Origin of the sequence: Nakamurella antarctica (genome assembly GCF_003860405.1) — a bacterium.
Taxonomy (GTDB): Bacteria; Actinomycetota; Actinomycetes; order Mycobacteriales; family Nakamurellaceae; genus Nakamurella; species Nakamurella antarctica.
Map to the genome: position 1 here is coordinate 2318646 of NZ_CP034170.1, position 15036 is coordinate 2333681.

11 protein-coding genes, 2 tRNA genes and 1 pseudogene are annotated in these 15036 nt (G+C 61.1%); 4 read left to right on the forward strand and 10 right to left on the reverse strand.

Annotation, left to right across the window (positions count from 1 at the left end; translation table 11 throughout):
• Window positions 1-164: 164 nt before the first annotated feature.
• Both EH165_RS10295 and EH165_RS10300 read left to right on the forward strand, forming a co-directional pair.
• Window positions 165-2384 carry an RNA degradosome polyphosphate kinase gene (locus tag EH165_RS10295; protein WP_124800453.1) on the forward strand — a complete coding sequence of 740 codons (2220 nt, stop codon included), beginning with the start codon at window positions 165-167 and terminating at the stop codon, window positions 2382-2384.
• Complete coding sequence (locus tag EH165_RS10300; RefSeq protein ID WP_164479192.1) at window positions 2374-3267, forward strand: NUDIX hydrolase; 894 nt, start codon at window positions 2374-2376, stop codon at window positions 3265-3267. Before EH165_RS10295 ends, EH165_RS10300 begins: the two co-directional genes overlap by 11 nt.
• A 120-nt stretch (window positions 3268-3387) precedes the next feature.
• Here EH165_RS10300 and EH165_RS10305 read toward each other — a convergent pair whose 3' ends face one another.
• The 3 genes from EH165_RS10305 to leuC form a co-directional block, all read right to left on the reverse strand.
• Entirely contained in the window at window positions 3388-4059 is a 672-nt protein-coding gene (locus EH165_RS10305; RefSeq protein ID WP_124799379.1) for an HU family DNA-binding protein, read from the reverse strand.
• Between the two features lie 284 nt (window positions 4060-4343).
• A complete protein-coding gene (leuD, locus tag EH165_RS10310; RefSeq protein ID WP_124800454.1) occupies window positions 4344-4931 on the reverse strand; it encodes a 3-isopropylmalate dehydratase small subunit in 588 nt (195 codons plus the stop codon).
• 72 nt (window positions 4932-5003) lie between these two features.
• A complete protein-coding gene (gene leuC, locus EH165_RS10315; RefSeq protein WP_124799380.1) occupies window positions 5004-6428 on the reverse strand; it encodes a 3-isopropylmalate dehydratase large subunit in 1425 nt (474 codons plus the stop codon).
• A gap of 125 nt (window positions 6429-6553) precedes the next feature.
• Between leuC and EH165_RS10320 the strand changes: the two genes are divergently transcribed.
• A complete protein-coding gene (locus EH165_RS10320; protein WP_124799381.1) occupies window positions 6554-7255 on the forward strand; it encodes an IclR family transcriptional regulator in 702 nt (233 codons plus the stop codon).
• 168 nt (window positions 7256-7423) lie between these two features.
• Here EH165_RS10320 and EH165_RS10325 read toward each other — a convergent pair.
• The 7 genes and pseudogenes from EH165_RS10325 to serA form a co-directional block, all read right to left on the reverse strand.
• Window positions 7424-7496 (reverse strand) — tRNA-Glu (locus tag EH165_RS10325).
• A 132-nt stretch (window positions 7497-7628) separates the two neighbouring features.
• A tRNA-Gln gene (locus EH165_RS10330) sits at window positions 7629-7700 on the reverse strand.
• An 86-nt stretch (window positions 7701-7786) separates the two neighbouring features.
• Window positions 7787-8545 carry an HAD family hydrolase gene (locus tag EH165_RS10335; RefSeq protein WP_124799382.1) on the reverse strand — a complete coding sequence of 253 codons (759 nt, stop codon included), beginning with the start codon at window positions 8543-8545 and terminating at the stop codon, window positions 7787-7789.
• A gap of 28 nt (window positions 8546-8573) precedes the next feature.
• Complete coding sequence (gene gltX / locus EH165_RS10340; RefSeq protein WP_124799383.1) at window positions 8574-10103, reverse strand: glutamate--tRNA ligase; 1530 nt, start codon at window positions 10101-10103, stop codon at window positions 8574-8576.
• 36 nt (window positions 10104-10139) lie between these two features.
• Window positions 10140-10922, reverse strand: a complete 783-nt coding sequence (locus tag EH165_RS10345; protein WP_124799384.1) for a fumarylacetoacetate hydrolase family protein — start codon at window positions 10920-10922, stop codon at window positions 10140-10142.
• Window positions 10923-10982: 60 nt separating this feature from the next.
• Window positions 10983-12005, reverse strand: a complete 1023-nt coding sequence (locus tag EH165_RS10350) for a 3-isopropylmalate dehydrogenase (RefSeq protein ID WP_124799385.1) — start codon at window positions 12003-12005, stop codon at window positions 10983-10985.
• Window positions 12006-12260: 255 nt separating this feature from the next.
• Window positions 12261-13849 (reverse strand): annotated as a pseudogene (serA, locus tag EH165_RS10355) (phosphoglycerate dehydrogenase).
• 548 nt (window positions 13850-14397) lie between these two features.
• Between serA and EH165_RS10360 the strand changes: the two are divergent.
• Window positions 14398-14991, forward strand: coding sequence for a hypothetical protein (locus EH165_RS10360; protein WP_124799386.1), 594 nt, complete (start codon window positions 14398-14400; stop codon window positions 14989-14991).
• Window positions 14992-15036: the final 45 nt, after the last annotated feature.

Below are 15036 nucleotides of genomic sequence, written 5' to 3' on the forward strand. Positions count from 1 at the left end.
CGATGTGCGGGTAGGAAACAAGGGCAGTAACCACCCGCGACACTCTGTGTTAACAGACGGGGTTCAGGTATTGGCCTTCGTAGGGCAACAATGAGGGGGTGACTACTAGCAAGCAGGATCCCAACACGCCGCGCAGCGCCCCGACCCCCGGCCCCAGGCGGCAGATGCCGACTGCACCCAGCGAACCAGTCGGTCACGTAGCCGAGGTCCCCGTCATCGCGCCGGGAACCGGGCCGGTGCATGTAGACGGTGTCGCCGCGCCCCTCCAAGTGGTGCAGCCCGAGCATTTCCGTCGCGTTGAATCGGCTTCCGACGAGCCAGACGTGGTGCTTGAGTTCGACTCCGAGCTTCCGGAGAACAGGTTCTCCAATCGCGAATTGAGCTGGCTCGACTTCAACGCGCGCGTGTTGGCTTTGGCTGAAGACAAGGACCAGCCGCTGCTGGAACGGGCCAAGTTCTTGGCTATTTTCGCCTCGAACCTGGATGAGTTCTACATGGTCCGCGTGGCTGGCCTGAAGCGTCGTCATCAGATGGGGCTCTCCGTCAGCAGCGCGGACGGTCTAAGCCCGGTCGACCAGCTGGCGCTGATCTCGGAGCGGACGCAGGAACTGGCAGAACGGCACGGAAACTGCTTTACCGACGACGTGCTGCCCGCGCTCGCCGAGGCTGGGATCAAAATCTTGCACTGGGGGCAAATAGCGGAAACCGACAAGGGCCGGTTGCAGGACTACTTCACCGACCAAATATTCCCGGTCCTGACACCGCTCGCCGTAGACCCCGCACACCCCTTCCCCTACATCTCGAGCCTGAGTTTGAACATGGCAATCATGGTGCGGGACCCAGAATCTGGGGCGGAACGCTTCGCTCGGCTCAAGGTGCCGAACAACGTCGATCGCCTCGTTCGGGTACGTCGCGGTGAATTCGAATATCTTCCGTTGGAGGACTTGATCGCCGCCCACCTGGGCGCGCTATTCCCTGGCATGCAGGTCGTGGAGTACCAAACATTCCGAGTTACTCGCAACGCCGATCTCGAAGTCGAAGAAGACCGCGACGAAGACCTCTTGCAGGCGATGGAACGAGAGCTCGCACGTCGCCGATTCGGGCCACCCGTACGGCTCGAGATCGCCGACACCACTAGCGAACGCATCTTGGATCTCTTGATCACCGAGCTGGACGTCGACCCCGCCGACGCAGTGGAAGTGCCAGGACTACTTGACCTCTCGTGCATGTGGCAGCTTTACGGACTGGACCGGCCGACCCTCAAGGACGCGCCGTTCGTCCCGGCAACGAACCCTGCATTTGTCGACGGCGAAACCCCCAAGAGCGTTTTCGCCACGCTTCGTGACGGGGATGTGTTGCTCCATCACCCCTACGAATCGTTCGCCACCACCGTGCAGCGATTCATCGAGCAGGCAGCAGCAGACCCCCACGTACTTGCAATTAAACAAACCCTCTACCGCACCTCGGGTGATTCCCCCATCGTCTCGGCGTTGATTGAAGCCGCTGCGGCAGGTAAGCAGGTAGTGGCCTTGGTGGAAGTTAAAGCGCGTTTCGATGAGCAGGCCAATATCTCCTGGGCGAAGGCTCTGGAAAAGGCTGGCGTGCACGTGGTTTACGGTCTGGTCGGCCTCAAGACGCACTGCAAGACAGCGTTGGTGGTGCGCCAGGAAGGCTCCGTCATTCGGCGGTATTGCCACATCGCGACTGGAAACTACAATCCCAAGACCGCTCGGATCTATGAGGATCTTGGCCTGCTGACAGCCGACCCGGATATTGGCGCCGACCTGACGGATTTGTTCAACGTTCTGACCGGGTACTCACGGCAGACCGAATACCGCAACCTGTTGGTGGCCCCGCATTCGTTGCGCGATGGGGTGGTCAGTCGCATCCATCGCGAGATCGAGCACGTGCGCGCTGGCGGCACCGGGTTGGTCCGGCTAAAGATGAACTCGGTGGTCGACGAGCAAGTGATCGACGCGCTGTACCGGGCGTCCCAGGCTGGCGTCAAAGTCGACATGACCGTGCGCGGGATCTGTGCACTCCGCGCCGGAGTGCCTGGTTTGAGTGAGAACATCGTGGTGCGATCGGTGGTGGGCCGTTTCTTGGAGCACTCGCGCATCTTCCATTACGGCAACATGGGTAACGACGAGTACTGGATTGGTAGCGCGGACATGATGCACCGCAACCTCGACCGTCGAGTTGAGGCACTCGTGCAGGTGAAGAGCCCTCCTGCTGTGGAACGTATGAGCAAACTGCTGGATCTCATCGCTCGCCCCGACACGCGTTGCTGGAACTTGGGTCCGGACGGATGGACACCCTCCCCCGCCGACGGCGGGCGGGATATGCAAAATGCGCTGTTGCGGGGTACCGCAGGTGTCGAGTAACACGCCCACGGAGTACGCCGCCGGTGCTGTGCTGTGGCGGCCTTCGACGAAACACGGTGCGCGGGTAGCTCTCGTGCACCGCCCCCGTTACAAGGACTGGTCGCTACCGAAAGGTAAGGCCGAGTTGGGCGAGACCCCGCCTATGACGGCCTACCGAGAGGTACTGGAGGAAACGGGTTTTGAATCGGAACTCGGACGTCAACTGACTACTGTCCGATACGCGGTGCCCTCCGGGCAGAAGCGGGTGGTGTACTTCGCTGCCCGCGCCGGTGTCGGTGAATTCACTCCGAACAAAGAGGTGGACAAACTTGAGTGGCTCAGTGTCGACAAGGCCCAAGCCCGCGTTACACACGGCACCGACCGCTCGCTTCTCGAGACTTTTGCCGCCGCTTCGCTGTCAGTTTCGACGGTGCTGTTCGTCCGTCATGCTCGCGCCGGGGTTCGCGAATCTTGGGAGGGCGATGACGACTCCCGGCCGCTCGATGCTAAAGGAACTAGGCAGGCACAAGCTCTTCGAGCGCAACTGATTCCCTTTGCCCCGGTGCAACTCCACAGCGCTTCGGTTGAGCGATGCGTGGCAACGTTGTCGCCCTTGGCAGCTGCGCTCGGCCTCCCGATCAGCCAGGAGAAAGTCTTTACTGAGGCTGCCTACCGGCGCAACCCGTCTGCGGCACGGCGACGAATCACGGAACTAGCTAAAGCTGGGGTCACCGTCGCGGTGTGCTCACAAGGAGGCGTCATACCCGGCGTTGTTAAATCACTCGCCGGACGCGCGGACCTGTCGGTGGGACCGGTAAACACCCCTAAAAGCTCGTTCTGGGTCCTGACATTCGATGGATCGAGCCTGCTGCAAGCCGACTCGTATCCGGCACCGGAAGTCTGACCCGGTTGAGTCCGACTACGGAAGCATCCGAGGACAACAAGATCTGAAGACCGCATAGGGCCCCGTCGCTTCTAGGAAGAAGTGACGGGGCCGTATAGGGCAACTCTATTCGCGGAAGAATTACTTCTTCGCCGCTGGCTTCCGGGCCGCAGGAGCCTTGGCGGCCGGCTTCGCGGCAACGCGAGCGGGTGCCTTGGCAGCAGCCGGCTTGGCGGCGGCTTTGGTGGCAGCAGCTGGCTTCGCAGCAGCTGGCTTCGCGGCGGCCCGAACAGGAGCCTTGGCAGCGGCTGGCTTGGCGACGGCCTTGGCAGCGGCTGGCTTCGCGGCAGCTGGCTTCGCGGCAGCCCGAACAGGCGCCTTCACAGCAGCCTTCACCGGGGCCTTCGCCGCCGGCTTGCTGGCTGCGCGGGCGGCGGGTGCCTTGACAGCAGCGGTCTTTGCAGCGACAGGAGACTTCGCGGCGGCAGCTGCGGCGCGGGCCGACGTGGGAGCTGCGGTAGCCTTCGGGAGCTTGACGCTGCCAGCGATAACATCCTTGAAATACTTGCCCGGGCGGAACGCCGGGATCGTGGTTTTCTTGACCTTGACGGCCTGGCCAGTACGCGGGTTGCGGGCTGTACGTGCCGCCCGGGCACGCTTCTCAAACACTCCGAAGCCAGAGATGGAAACGGTGTCACCGCTGTGCACCTGGCGCTGAATCAGATCGATCATGCCTTCGATGGCGGACTGTGCGATCTTCTTGTCACCATCCAGGCGCTCTGCGAGCTTGTCGATGAGATCAGTTTTGTTCATTGTGAGTCCCTCCCAGGACATTCCGGCCAAGGGTTTGAGGAAAAGGCCGACTCTGGCTCACGTTATGCGTCTTTCGTCGAAAAATCCAACATCTGGCGCAGAAAGTGTTACGTGCAAGGGACTCTCGGACCAAGGGCGGCAGCGTCTACGCGGTCAGAACCGGGCAGTCCGAGTGCCTGACGACGCTCCTCGTTTCACCGCATAACCGTTGGCCTGTAGAGGTTTTCGCACCTGCGGCGGCGGGCTATCCGGTAACGAATCCGGTGTTGTGACATACCGAATCTTCACAAAGTGACTGGAAAGAATTCCGGGCGGCCTTTCTCGAATTCGGTAATTTCGTCGGCGTGGCGCAGTGTTAAAGCGATGTCGTCAAGACCATTGAGTAACCGCCACTTGATGTACGGATCAATCTGGAAGTGAAACGTGAGCGACTCCGCAGTGATGCTCTGCGATTCAAGATCCACCGAAACCTCCGTTCCAGGTGCATTTTCGAGCAGCTTCCACAGCAGTTCCGTTTCGTCTTGGGAGATCTGGGCTGCTACTAATCCACCTTTTCCCGAATTGCCGCGGAAGATATCGGCAAACTTGGAGGAGATCACCACCGCAATTCCGTAATCCATGAGCGCCCACACCGCGTGCTCCCTCGAGGATCCGGTGCCAAAGTCCGGTCCTGCTACCAAAACGGACCCTGCGGCATAGGCAGGATGGTTCAGCACGAAGTGCGGGTCGGCTCGCCAACTCACGAATAGACCGTCTTCAAATCCGGTGCGCGTCACCCTTTTCAAGTACACGGCCGGAATAATCTGGTCGGTATCAACGTTGCTGCGCCGCAAGGGGATTCCCACCCCGGTGTGCTGGGTAAAAGCTTCCATCATCAGTCCTTAGTTTGCTATGAGACAAAAGTGTTCGTTTCACCGGTGGTGAGGTCGCCGCCGCTACGGCAATCAGATGCTGCTCGGCGCAGCCGCCGGTGCCAAATCAGCAGGCGAGGCGAGTGTGCCCGCGATCGCTGTGGCGGCAGCAACCGCCGGGGAGACCAGGTGCGTACGACCACCCTTACCCTGCCGGCCTTCAAAGTTGCGGTTGGATGTTGATGCACAACGCTCCCCCGGCGCGAGCTGATCCGGGTTCATGCCTAGACACATTGAGCAGCCGGCACTGCGCCACTCCGCCCCGGCCGCAACAAAAATCTTGTCCAGGCCCTCGATTTCGGCCTGCAGTTTGACCCGCATCGATCCTGGCACCACCAGCATCCGCATGCCAGTCGCGACACTGCGGTCGCGGAGAATTTCGGCCGCTACCCGCAGATCCTCAATTCGACCGTTGGTGCAGGACCCAATAAAGACGCTGTCCACCCGCACCTGGCGCAGCGGTGTCCCCGGCGCCAAATCCATGTACTCCAAGGCCTTCTCCACCGTCATCCGCTCACCATCGTCGGCAATGTCAGCAGGATCGGGCACACTGGCCGCTAAGGGTAGCCCTTGTCCCGGATTAGTCCCCCAGGTGACGTAGGGACTCAGATCTGCTGCCTGGAGAACAATCTCGGCGTCGAAGATGGCGCCGGGGTCGGTGGCAAGCGAGCGCCAATAATCTACCGCGGCGTCCCACTGCGCCCCTGTAGGTGCGTGGTCTCGGCCTTTGAGGTAGTCGAAAGTGGTGTCGTCGGGAGCGATCATGCCCGCACGTGCGCCCGCTTCGATGCTCATATTGCAGATGGTCATCCGACCTTCCATTGACAGCGCCTCGATCGCCTCCCCGCGATATTCGAGTACGTACCCCTGGCCACCGCCGGTACCGATCTTGGCGATCACCGCCAGGATTATGTCTTTCGCGGTAACACCGGCAGGCAATGTGCCATTGATCGTGATTGCCATAGTGCGAAACGGGTTGAGCGGCAGGGTCTGCGTTGCCATTACATGCTCGACCTCGCTCGTCCCAATACCGAATGCCAAAGCGCCGAAAGCGCCGTGGGTGGAGGTATGGGAATCACCGCACACCACCGTCATCCCAGGCTGCGTGAGCCCCAATTGGGGGCCAACAACGTGCACGATGCCTTGCTCGGCATTTCCCATCGAATACAGCTTGATGCCGAATTCGGCGCAGTTGCGTCTGAGCGTCTCCACTTGCGTTCGCGAGACTTCGTCTGCAATAGGCAGGTTGATGTTGAGGGTCGGGACATTGTGGTCCTCCGTAGCGAGCGTGAGGTCCGGACGACGCACTGGCCGACCCGCCAAGCGAAGCCCGTCGAATGCTTGCGGACTCGTCACTTCGTGGACAAGATGCAGATCGATAAAGAGCAGGTCGGGCTCTCCGGGGGCGCGGTGGACTACGTGTGCGTCCCAGACCTTCTCGGCGAGTGTGCGACTCATGTTCTCTCCCTCAAACTATCCACCGACGAAGATCGGTGGCCCACTTCGTTGGATCTTCCCCCACACCGAGCAGGAGAATTCGTGTCCGCTAGACATCCCACACTGTAGGATTCTAGTATCGCTTTATGGAATATGGTAGTGGCATCGGCGTTCTCGACAAAGCCGTGCAGGTACTTCGCGCCTGCGCCAGTGCGCCGGCGGCTCTCGCCCAACTCTGCGCCGAGACCGGATTGCCGCGCGCCACCACGCACCGGCTCGCCGTCGGACTGGAGTTCCACGGTCTCCTGTCCCGCGACACCTCGGGGCGATGGGGCCCGGGACCTCTCCTCGCCGCACTCGCCGCTGGCGCTCCGGACCCGCTCGTGGCTGCGGCCGCCCACGTCCTGCCTCGACTACGGGACATCACCGGCGAAAGTGTGCAGGTGTATCGCGCTGATGGGATTTCCCGTGTCTGCGTAGCCGTGGCGGAGCCCGCATCCGGCCTCCGCGACAGCGTGCCATTGGGCGCATTGCTCCCGATGAACGCCGGATCCGGGGCACAGGTCTTAATGGCTTGGGCAGATCCGAGTGCCCTTCGGGCCGCCGCGGCGAAGTCAAGCTTTTCGGAGCAGATGCTTGCGGAAGTGCGGCGGCGCGGTTGGGCTCAGTCTGTCGCGGAGCGTGAGCCAGGTGTCGCAAGCGTCTCAGCGCCGGTTCGCGATGCGATAGGGGTGGTGATCGCGGCGGTGAGTGTTTCAGGTCCCGCGGAACGGATCGCGCAGAAACCAGGATCGACATGGGCCGCTGATTTACTGGCAGCCTCCGAGGCGCTCACCGCCAGGCTGTGAGGGACACCGTCTCCGCGCTTGGTTGGCCCTACGGTGCACCCAGCCCGCCAGCTGCGCCACCAGGGCTGACGTTTTGGTCCTGTAGAGCTGGCCGAAACAGCACAGGCGGATACCTGGCCGATACAACAAAGTCCCCAACGTCAATGACGTTGGGGACTTTGTTAGGTGTAGCCCCGAAGGGATTCGAACCCTCGTTACCGCCGTGAGAGGGCAGCGTCCTAGGCCGCTAGACGACGGGGCCAAGCTTTGATCGGTCACACTATAAATCTGGAAAGCTGTGCATCTGAAAGGCTTCGCATCCGCCAAGCTTTACAGCTGCGCTGTGGGTGAGACTACACGGTCGAAACATCAACAGCCACCGCTTATCTCACCGCTGGGGTACTAGGACTCGAACCTAGAATGAGGGAATCAGAATCCCTTGTGTTGCCAATTACACCATACCCCAAAGGACCCATTGATTCGTAGCCCGTGCGCCCTACGGGCACGATTATCGATATTACAGTCAGACGTTGGCATGCACGAATCAGCAGGTCAGGGGTACAGATTAGCCAACTCGGCGAGTGTGGTGATCACAGTGACCCCCTCCAGCGGGCCAGCGGTGTTTGCTGACCCGCGCCGATCCAGCCAAATACCGGTCAATCCTGCTGACTGGGCGCCCAGAGCGTCGATATCTAACTTGTCACCCACGTAGGCAACTTGGGACGGCGCGAACCCCAACGCCTCGCACGCGGCAAGGAAGATTCGGGGGTCAGGTTTGGAGATCCCTAGATCACCCGAGATGATGGCAGCGCTGAAGGCGTCCGCGAGACCGACCGAAAACAGCTTGGCCCGTTGGTGGTTGCCGTCGCTGTTGGACACCACGCCGATCGCGTAGCCCGCAGCGCGGGCTAACTCCAGTGCTGGCAACACATCAGGAAAGAGTTGGTAGTGCAGGGTCATCACCTGCTGGCGACGATGTTCCAGAGCAATCAATGCCTCTCGATGCGGTACTGGCAGCCCTGCCCAGCCCAGCAGAGCTGCCAGCCGCGCGAGCTGCATGTCAAGGAAATTCAGCTCACCGGAGAGAAAACGCGGATAGTGAAATTCTGTGAGTTCGTGCCACGCATGAGGTAGGCCCACCTGCAATTGCGTGTCGACCACCATAGTTCCGAGCAGATCGGCCACGCCCGCCACTGCGGAGGCGCCAAAGTCCACCAAGGTATCGTCGACGTCAAACAGGATGGCTCGCAACGGTTCGTCGTCGTCGTCGCGCTGCATCGACGCGTGTGCGCTTACCTCGTGCGCGCTCACCACCGGACTCTTTGCGAGCAGGGGGAATTCACGCCGACGATTCCGTTGCAGTCCTGGCGATTTCCAGCGCGGCTGATAGGCGCTTCACGCTGATCTCGCGGCCGAGCAGTTCCAGCGACTCGTACAGCGGAGGCGAAACGGTGTTGCCGGTGGCGGCAACACGCAGCGCTGCGAATGCGACCCTGGGCTTCAGCCCGAGTTCTTCGATCAGCGCCCGCTTAAGCTCCGATTCGATCTGTGCGGATGTGAATTCTGGCATGGCTGTGAGGACCTCAAGACTGCGCTCAAGCACCGGAACCGCTTGCGCCGTCAAGGTTTTGGCCCCTGCCGCCGCGTCGATCGCAAAGTCGGATTCTTTGACGAAGAGGAAAGCAAGCATGGTCACTGCGTCGACCATCAGATTCGACCGCTCTTGAACCAAGGGTGCGGCGGCCGCCACCAGAGCACGTTCTGCTGCTGAAAGCTCTTCGGGTTCCGCCGGCAATAGCCCAGCAGCCTGCAGGTATGGCACCAGACGTGCCGCGAAATCTGCTGGCTGCAGGAGGCGGATATGCGAGCCGTTGATGGCCTCCGCCTTCTTGACATCGAATCGCGCCGGGTTTGACGACACGCGGTGGATGTCGAAGGCGGCCACCAACTCCTGTGGCGAGAACACGTCCGTATGCTCGCCGATCGAGAACCCCAGCAGCGCAAGGTAGTTCACCATTCCCTCGCGAATAAAGCCCGCATCGCGATGGTGAAATAGGCTGGATTCTGGGTCGCGCTTACTCAGCTTGCGGTTCCCGGCGCCTGTCACGAATGGCATGTGCCCAAACTCCGGAATGCCGTTGCCCACGCCGATATCAGCCATCGCCTTGTAGAGCGCGATTTGCCGCGGGGTGGACGGCAGCAGGTCCTCACCGCGCAGGACGTGGGTGATACCCATCAATGCGTCATCAACCGGGTTGACCAAGGTATACAACGGGTCTGAGTTACCTCGCACCATCACTGGGTCGGGTACGGAGCCAGCCGGAAAGGTGATCGAACCGCGGACCAAATCCGTGAAGGTGTTGTCGCTGGCCGGCATTCTGAGGCGCATCACCGCTGGACGACCCTCCGCCTTCGCTGCGGCAACAAAGGCTTGGCTAGGGTCACGGTCGTAGTTGTCGTACCCCAACTTGGGGTCACGCCCGGCCGCCACGTGCCGCGCAGTCACCTCCTCGGAGGTGGAATACGACTCGTACAAATGTCCCGCCGCATGCAATCTTGCTACGACATCCGAGTAGATCTCGCCGCGTTCGCTTTGCTTGTACGGCCCGTGGGGGCCACCCACGAGTGGACCCTCGTCCCAATCCAGGCCCAGCCACTGCATCGAGTCGATGAGTGAATTGTACGAAGCTTCGGTGTTGCGCTCGTGGTCTGTGTCCTCAATCCGGAACACCAGAGTGCCACCGTGATGCCGGGCAAAAGCCCAGTTAAATAGCGCGGTGCGCGCCATTCCGACGTGCGGGGTTCCGGTGGGCGAGGGGCAGAAGCGAGCGACTACGGGGCGCGCGGGGATGTCAGCTGAATTTTTCATAGCTTACCCAGCTTAGATGCCGACGCGCGGAGATAATTACTGGCGGTATGCCACCGGATTGCTCAAGGCTCCGAGGCCTTCGATCCGCACCGTGACCGTCTGACCCGCTTCCATAGGCCCGACACCAGCAGGGGTTCCGGTCAAAATCACATCGCCGGGCATCAACGTCATAATCTCGGAAACGAACTCAATGATCGCACCGACGGAGTGCACCATATCGCTGGTATGTCCGTCCTGCACGACGTCGCCGTCGAGTTCGGTCGTGATGCGCAAATCGGATGGATCCACGTCGGTGTCGATCCACGGTCCCAGCGGACAGAATGAATCGAAACCCTTGCCACGGGTGAATTGCACATCGAGCTTTTGCAGATCGCGCGCCGTGACGTCGTTAGCGATGGTGTACCCAAGGATCACGGAAGCCGCATTTTCCGCTTTGATGTCGCGGGCCGGCCGCCCGATCACGACAGCAAGCTCACCCTCAAAATCCACCCGCGCAGATGACGGGGGCAGGAGGATCGTTGCGTTCGGGCCGATGACCGAACTCGGTGGCTTGAGGAAAATGATCGGTTCGTCGGGAAGGGAGTTACCCAACTCGGCGGCATGGTCGGCGTAATTGCGACCCACTCCAATGACCTTCGACGACAGGATCGGCGCCAGAACGCGCACATCGGCGAGCAGCCAGCTCCGCCCCGTGAATTCGGGATTGCCGAACGGGTGATCCTTTATCTCCCTGGCGATCAAGTCGTCAGGCGAATCGAGGTCACCTTCGACCGCCACGAAGGCCAAACCCGCTGGATGTGCAATTCGGCCTAGCCGCATGAGTTCTTCTCTTTCAGCACTTCATCGTCATCAAATTCAGGCAGCTACGAACGCGCCACGTTAGCTGGAAGCCAGAGCAGCCAACCGGTCGCCCACCGCTTGGGTGCGTCCCACCGAGCCCGGCTGACGAGTCGCGAGGTCGAAGGCGATAGCTGCTTCCACGCGTCGCGCCGAATCGGGCATTCCGAGGTGATCGAGCAACAAGGCGATGGACAGCACCGTGGCGGTGGGATCGGCAGTGCCGGTGCCGGCGATATCGGGCGCACTCCCATGGACGGGTTCGAACATCGAGGGGTTGGTGCGAGAAACGTCCAGGTTGCCAGAGGCAGCAAGTCCGATTCCGCCAGAAACTGCGGCTGCGAGATCGGTGATGATGTCGCCGAAAAGGTTGTCGGTAACGATGACGTCAAAGCGACCGGGATCGGTCACCAGATAGATCATCGCTGCGTCGATGTGGCAGTAGGCAACCGCTACATCGGGGTATTCCATCGACACTTCTTCTACTACCCGCGACCAGAGTTGGCCCGAATATGCCAACACATTTGTCTTGTGCACCAACGTCAAATGCTTGCGGGCTCGGCGGTTTGCCCGTTCAAAGGCATTGCGAACGACCCGCTCCACACCGAAATAGGTATTCACGGAGACCTCGGTGGCTATTTCGTGCGGGCTGTCCTTGCGGAGCAATCCGCCTGCGCCAGCATAAGGACCCTCGGTACCTTCGCGGACGACTACAAGATCGATGGACTGATCGCCCGCCAACGGCCCGGTGACACCCGGATACAGGCGAGCCGGCCGAAGGTTGACGTGGTGGTCAAGTTCAAAACGAATGCGTAGCAGCAGCCCGCGCTCCAAAATTCCCGCCGGAACCGTCGGATCCCCGACCGCTCCCAAAAGAATGGCGTCATGACCGCGTAGCTCGCGGAGCACAGAGTCTGGAAGAAGCTCGCCGGTACGGTGCCAGCGAGAGGCCCCGAGATCGTAGGTAGAAATCTCCACCTGCGGAATCACGCCGGTCAAGACCTTGAGGCCTTCAGCCACAACTTCGGGTCCGATACCGTCGCCCGGGATGACAGCCAGCTTCATCGTTTCGTTCTCCTCATCAGCATAAATGTCTCTTGCCCACGCGCTTGTCTGACGTCCATCCGCCGCCCACGCGCAGGCCGGGCAGAACAGGGAGCTTTGCTGGCAACGGCGATGACGCCACAGAATATTCGCCGTGACACCGCTTCCAGCATGGCGCCGCCGCGAAGAGGTCGTCTTCCGCGCCAACGACGTTGTTTCACCGGTACGTTACCGGTACGTTACAGCGCCAGCGACGAATTTCGGGCCCCCGCTCGCTTACCCTTCGCTACGGATGGCCCTTATCGAGCTGGCTCCCACGGCGGCGCTGACTTCTTCCATCAATTCTGCTGCGGGCACTGCATCCACCCGCAGCACCATGATGGATGCGTGGCCGGAGATCTCCTGCGAGATTTGTGCCGCCTGGATGTTAATTTCTTCGCGCCCAAGAAGCGCTCCGACAGTCCCCATCACACCGGGCCGGTCCGGGTAGGCCAGGACCAAGAGGTTTCCCGCTGCTCGCAGGTCGAAATGCCGCCCATTGATTTCGATGAGCTTGGCTACCTGTTGCGGGCCGGACAAAGTACCGGAAACGCTGCGGGCAGCTCCGTCCGGCATCGCGGCGCGCAACGAAACCGACGACCGATAGTCGCCAATTTCCGCAGTCTGTGTGCCGGTCAGCGTCAGGCCGTGCTCTGAGGCCAGGCTCGGCGCATTTACGAAAGTAACGGTTTCTTCGATCAGGTCGCCGAATATCCCGCGCACCGCCGCTAGTTGCAAGATGCTGGTGTCTTGGTTGGCCAGATCCCCGCGCACCTGGACCACCACCTCGGTGGGTACGCCGCCACCGACGGCAGTCAGGATCGTTCCCAGCCTTGAGACGAGGGAGATCCACGGGCGAACCTCGTCCGACACCGGGCCCGATGCCGCAACGTTGACCGCATCGGGAACAAAGTCTCCTCGGAGAGCGAGTTTGACACTGCGCGCAACCGCGGTGCCCGCCTTGTCCTGCGCCTCTTCTGTCGATGCCCCCAGATGCGGCGTCACGACGATGTTTTCGATTCCGAGCAAGGGGTTATCCGCGGTGGCCGGCTCCGTCACGAAGACGTCGACACCAGCACCCGCGACTCGCCCTTCGCGCACTGCATCGGCCAGCGCCTGCTCGTTGATAAGTCCACCACGAGCGGCGTTGATGATTATTACGGTGGGTTTGACAGTCCGCAGCGCGGCGTCGTCAATGAGGTTCACGGTTTCGGGCGTCTTCGGAAGGTGAATGGAGATGATGTCGGACTGGGCGAGCAACGTCGGGAGGTCGACCAATGTGACGCCCATGGCAGCAGCGCGAGCGGGCTGAAGGTAGGGGTCGTAGGCGATCACCGTCGTATCGAATGCTGCAATTCGAGCGGCGAAAAGCTGCCCGATCCGTCCGAGACCCACAACACCCACAGTCTTGTCGGCAATCTCGACGCCGGTGTACTTTGCCCGCTTCCACAGACCCTGCTGCAATGATGCGTTGGCATCGGCTGTTCGCCGAGCTACAGCGAACAGCAGGGCGATCGCTTGCTCGGCCGCCGAAATGATGTTCGATTGCGGAGCGTTGACGACGAGTACCCCCGCGCCGTGGCCGCTGGGACGTCAACGTTGTCGAGTCCGATGCCCGCACGCGCCACCACCTTGAGTTTGGGCGCGGCCGCGAGGGCCTCAGCGTCCATCTTGGTGGCTGACCGGATCAGGATGGCGTCGGCATCGGCCAGTGCTGGAAGGAGCACCGATCGGTCGGCGCCATCGATATGACGAACATCGAACCCGTCTCCTAACGCTTCGAGCGCTGAGGGGGCGAGTTCTTCGGCGATTAATACGACTGGCAGGGGCACGTGAAGTCAACTCCGAGGGTGGCTGCGAACAGACTGTGCTGCTCGAACGGGTTTCGGTGGTTCAGGACAGGCAACCATCAAGCTTCACGGCGGCCACCGTTATGGTATCCACCTCTGAGTGCGCCTTTTGCCGCGGCGCCCGACTTTGCCGCCTTCTGCCAAGGGTACGGCGACCCTGCGCGTCGATCACAAACTTCCCAACATGGCCTGAACAGCGCGGGAGCCTTAGGGCGCTGCCTCTAGGAGTGCTGCATCTGTGGGAGCTGAATTTCCCACAATTCCCGATCTGCGCTCACGCACTTGTGATGTTCGCGAATTGACGACAAATAGTGGGAACGAAAAACCGCACCGAGAACCTCGAGCCGCTTACCCCAGGGAGCAATCCATGAGCCAGCTAGGCGTGGTTGAAGGCCAAGGGCGGTAAAAGCTTCTCGCTGCGGCTCACATTTGTGGATAACTCCATCGGCACAACGGCGGAATCTTGTTTACTGGGCTCTCGAACGCATCGTGGTTCGGAAGCCCAGATCAGGAACAGGAGACCTATGTCGCAACCGCCGGTGGATGGTGAAGCTGTCAGGGATAGCCGACCGCCGTCTGGTTCCTCTCAGGCCCACTCCCACTCCCACTCCCATGGCGCGCCCGAGGCCTACGGCTCACGGCTCCCGCAGTACCCGGCTACGACCTACGCCCCGCCCTCTCCCCCGTCCTCGGCATGCGAGCAGAGGCCCACTCAGGTGACCCGCGCTGCCGTGCTGTCCTTTGTTTCAGCCGGAATCGCGTTCGTGTTTCAAGCTTTGTTGCTGGTAATTTTTCGGATTTTCGCCAACGAATTGTGGCCGTCGCTAGCGTCGGCGGCATTGGCGGCTGTATCCGTTGCCGCGGTGATCATGATCGTCTGCGGCAGCGTGCTTGCCCTACGGGGCATCGACTATTTCCTCTTGGCGGGAGGCCTGATTGCGCAGTTGGCTATCACGCTGGCGGCCATGCTGACCTCGAACCTAGGAAACGCCCAGACTGTATTTTTTGCGCCACTCCCGATTATGGCGTTGGTATTTCTGTTTAACGATCGCTCGACCGGATGGTTCAGGCTGAAGTCCGCCGAGCGCAAGCGACCGTGTGATCACGCCGCTCGGTAGACCCGCACACGCAAAAGTGGCCCGACCCCGTCACATCGGGGGCGA

Excerpts from the sequence above, each read along its gene's own strand:
- EH165_RS10295 (WP_124800453.1), top strand. The coding sequence starts at position 165 with ATGCCGACTGCACCCAGCGAACCAGTCGGTCACGTAGCCGAGGTCCCC.
- EH165_RS10305 (WP_124799379.1), bottom strand. The coding sequence starts at position 4,059 with ATGAACAAAACTGATCTCATCGACAAGCTCGCAGAGCGCCTGGATGGT.
- leuD (WP_124800454.1), bottom strand. The coding sequence starts at position 4,931 with ATGGAAGCTTTTACCCAGCACACCGGGGTGGGAATCCCCTTGCGGCGC.
- leuC (WP_124799380.1), bottom strand. The coding sequence starts at position 6,428 with ATGAGTCGCACACTCGCCGAGAAGGTCTGGGACGCACACGTAGTCCAC.
- EH165_RS10320 (WP_124799381.1), top strand. The coding sequence starts at position 6,554 with ATGGAATATGGTAGTGGCATCGGCGTTCTCGACAAAGCCGTGCAGGTA.
- gltX (WP_124799383.1), bottom strand. The coding sequence starts at position 10,103 with ATGAAAAATTCAGCTGACATCCCCGCGCGCCCCGTAGTCGCTCGCTTC.
- EH165_RS10345 (WP_124799384.1), bottom strand. The coding sequence starts at position 10,922 with ATGCGGCTAGGCCGAATTGCACATCCAGCGGGTTTGGCCTTCGTGGCG.
- EH165_RS10350 (WP_124799385.1), bottom strand. The coding sequence starts at position 12,005 with ATGAAGCTGGCTGTCATCCCGGGCGACGGTATCGGACCCGAAGTTGTG.
- EH165_RS10360 (WP_124799386.1), top strand. The coding sequence starts at position 14,398 with ATGTCGCAACCGCCGGTGGATGGTGAAGCTGTCAGGGATAGCCGACCG.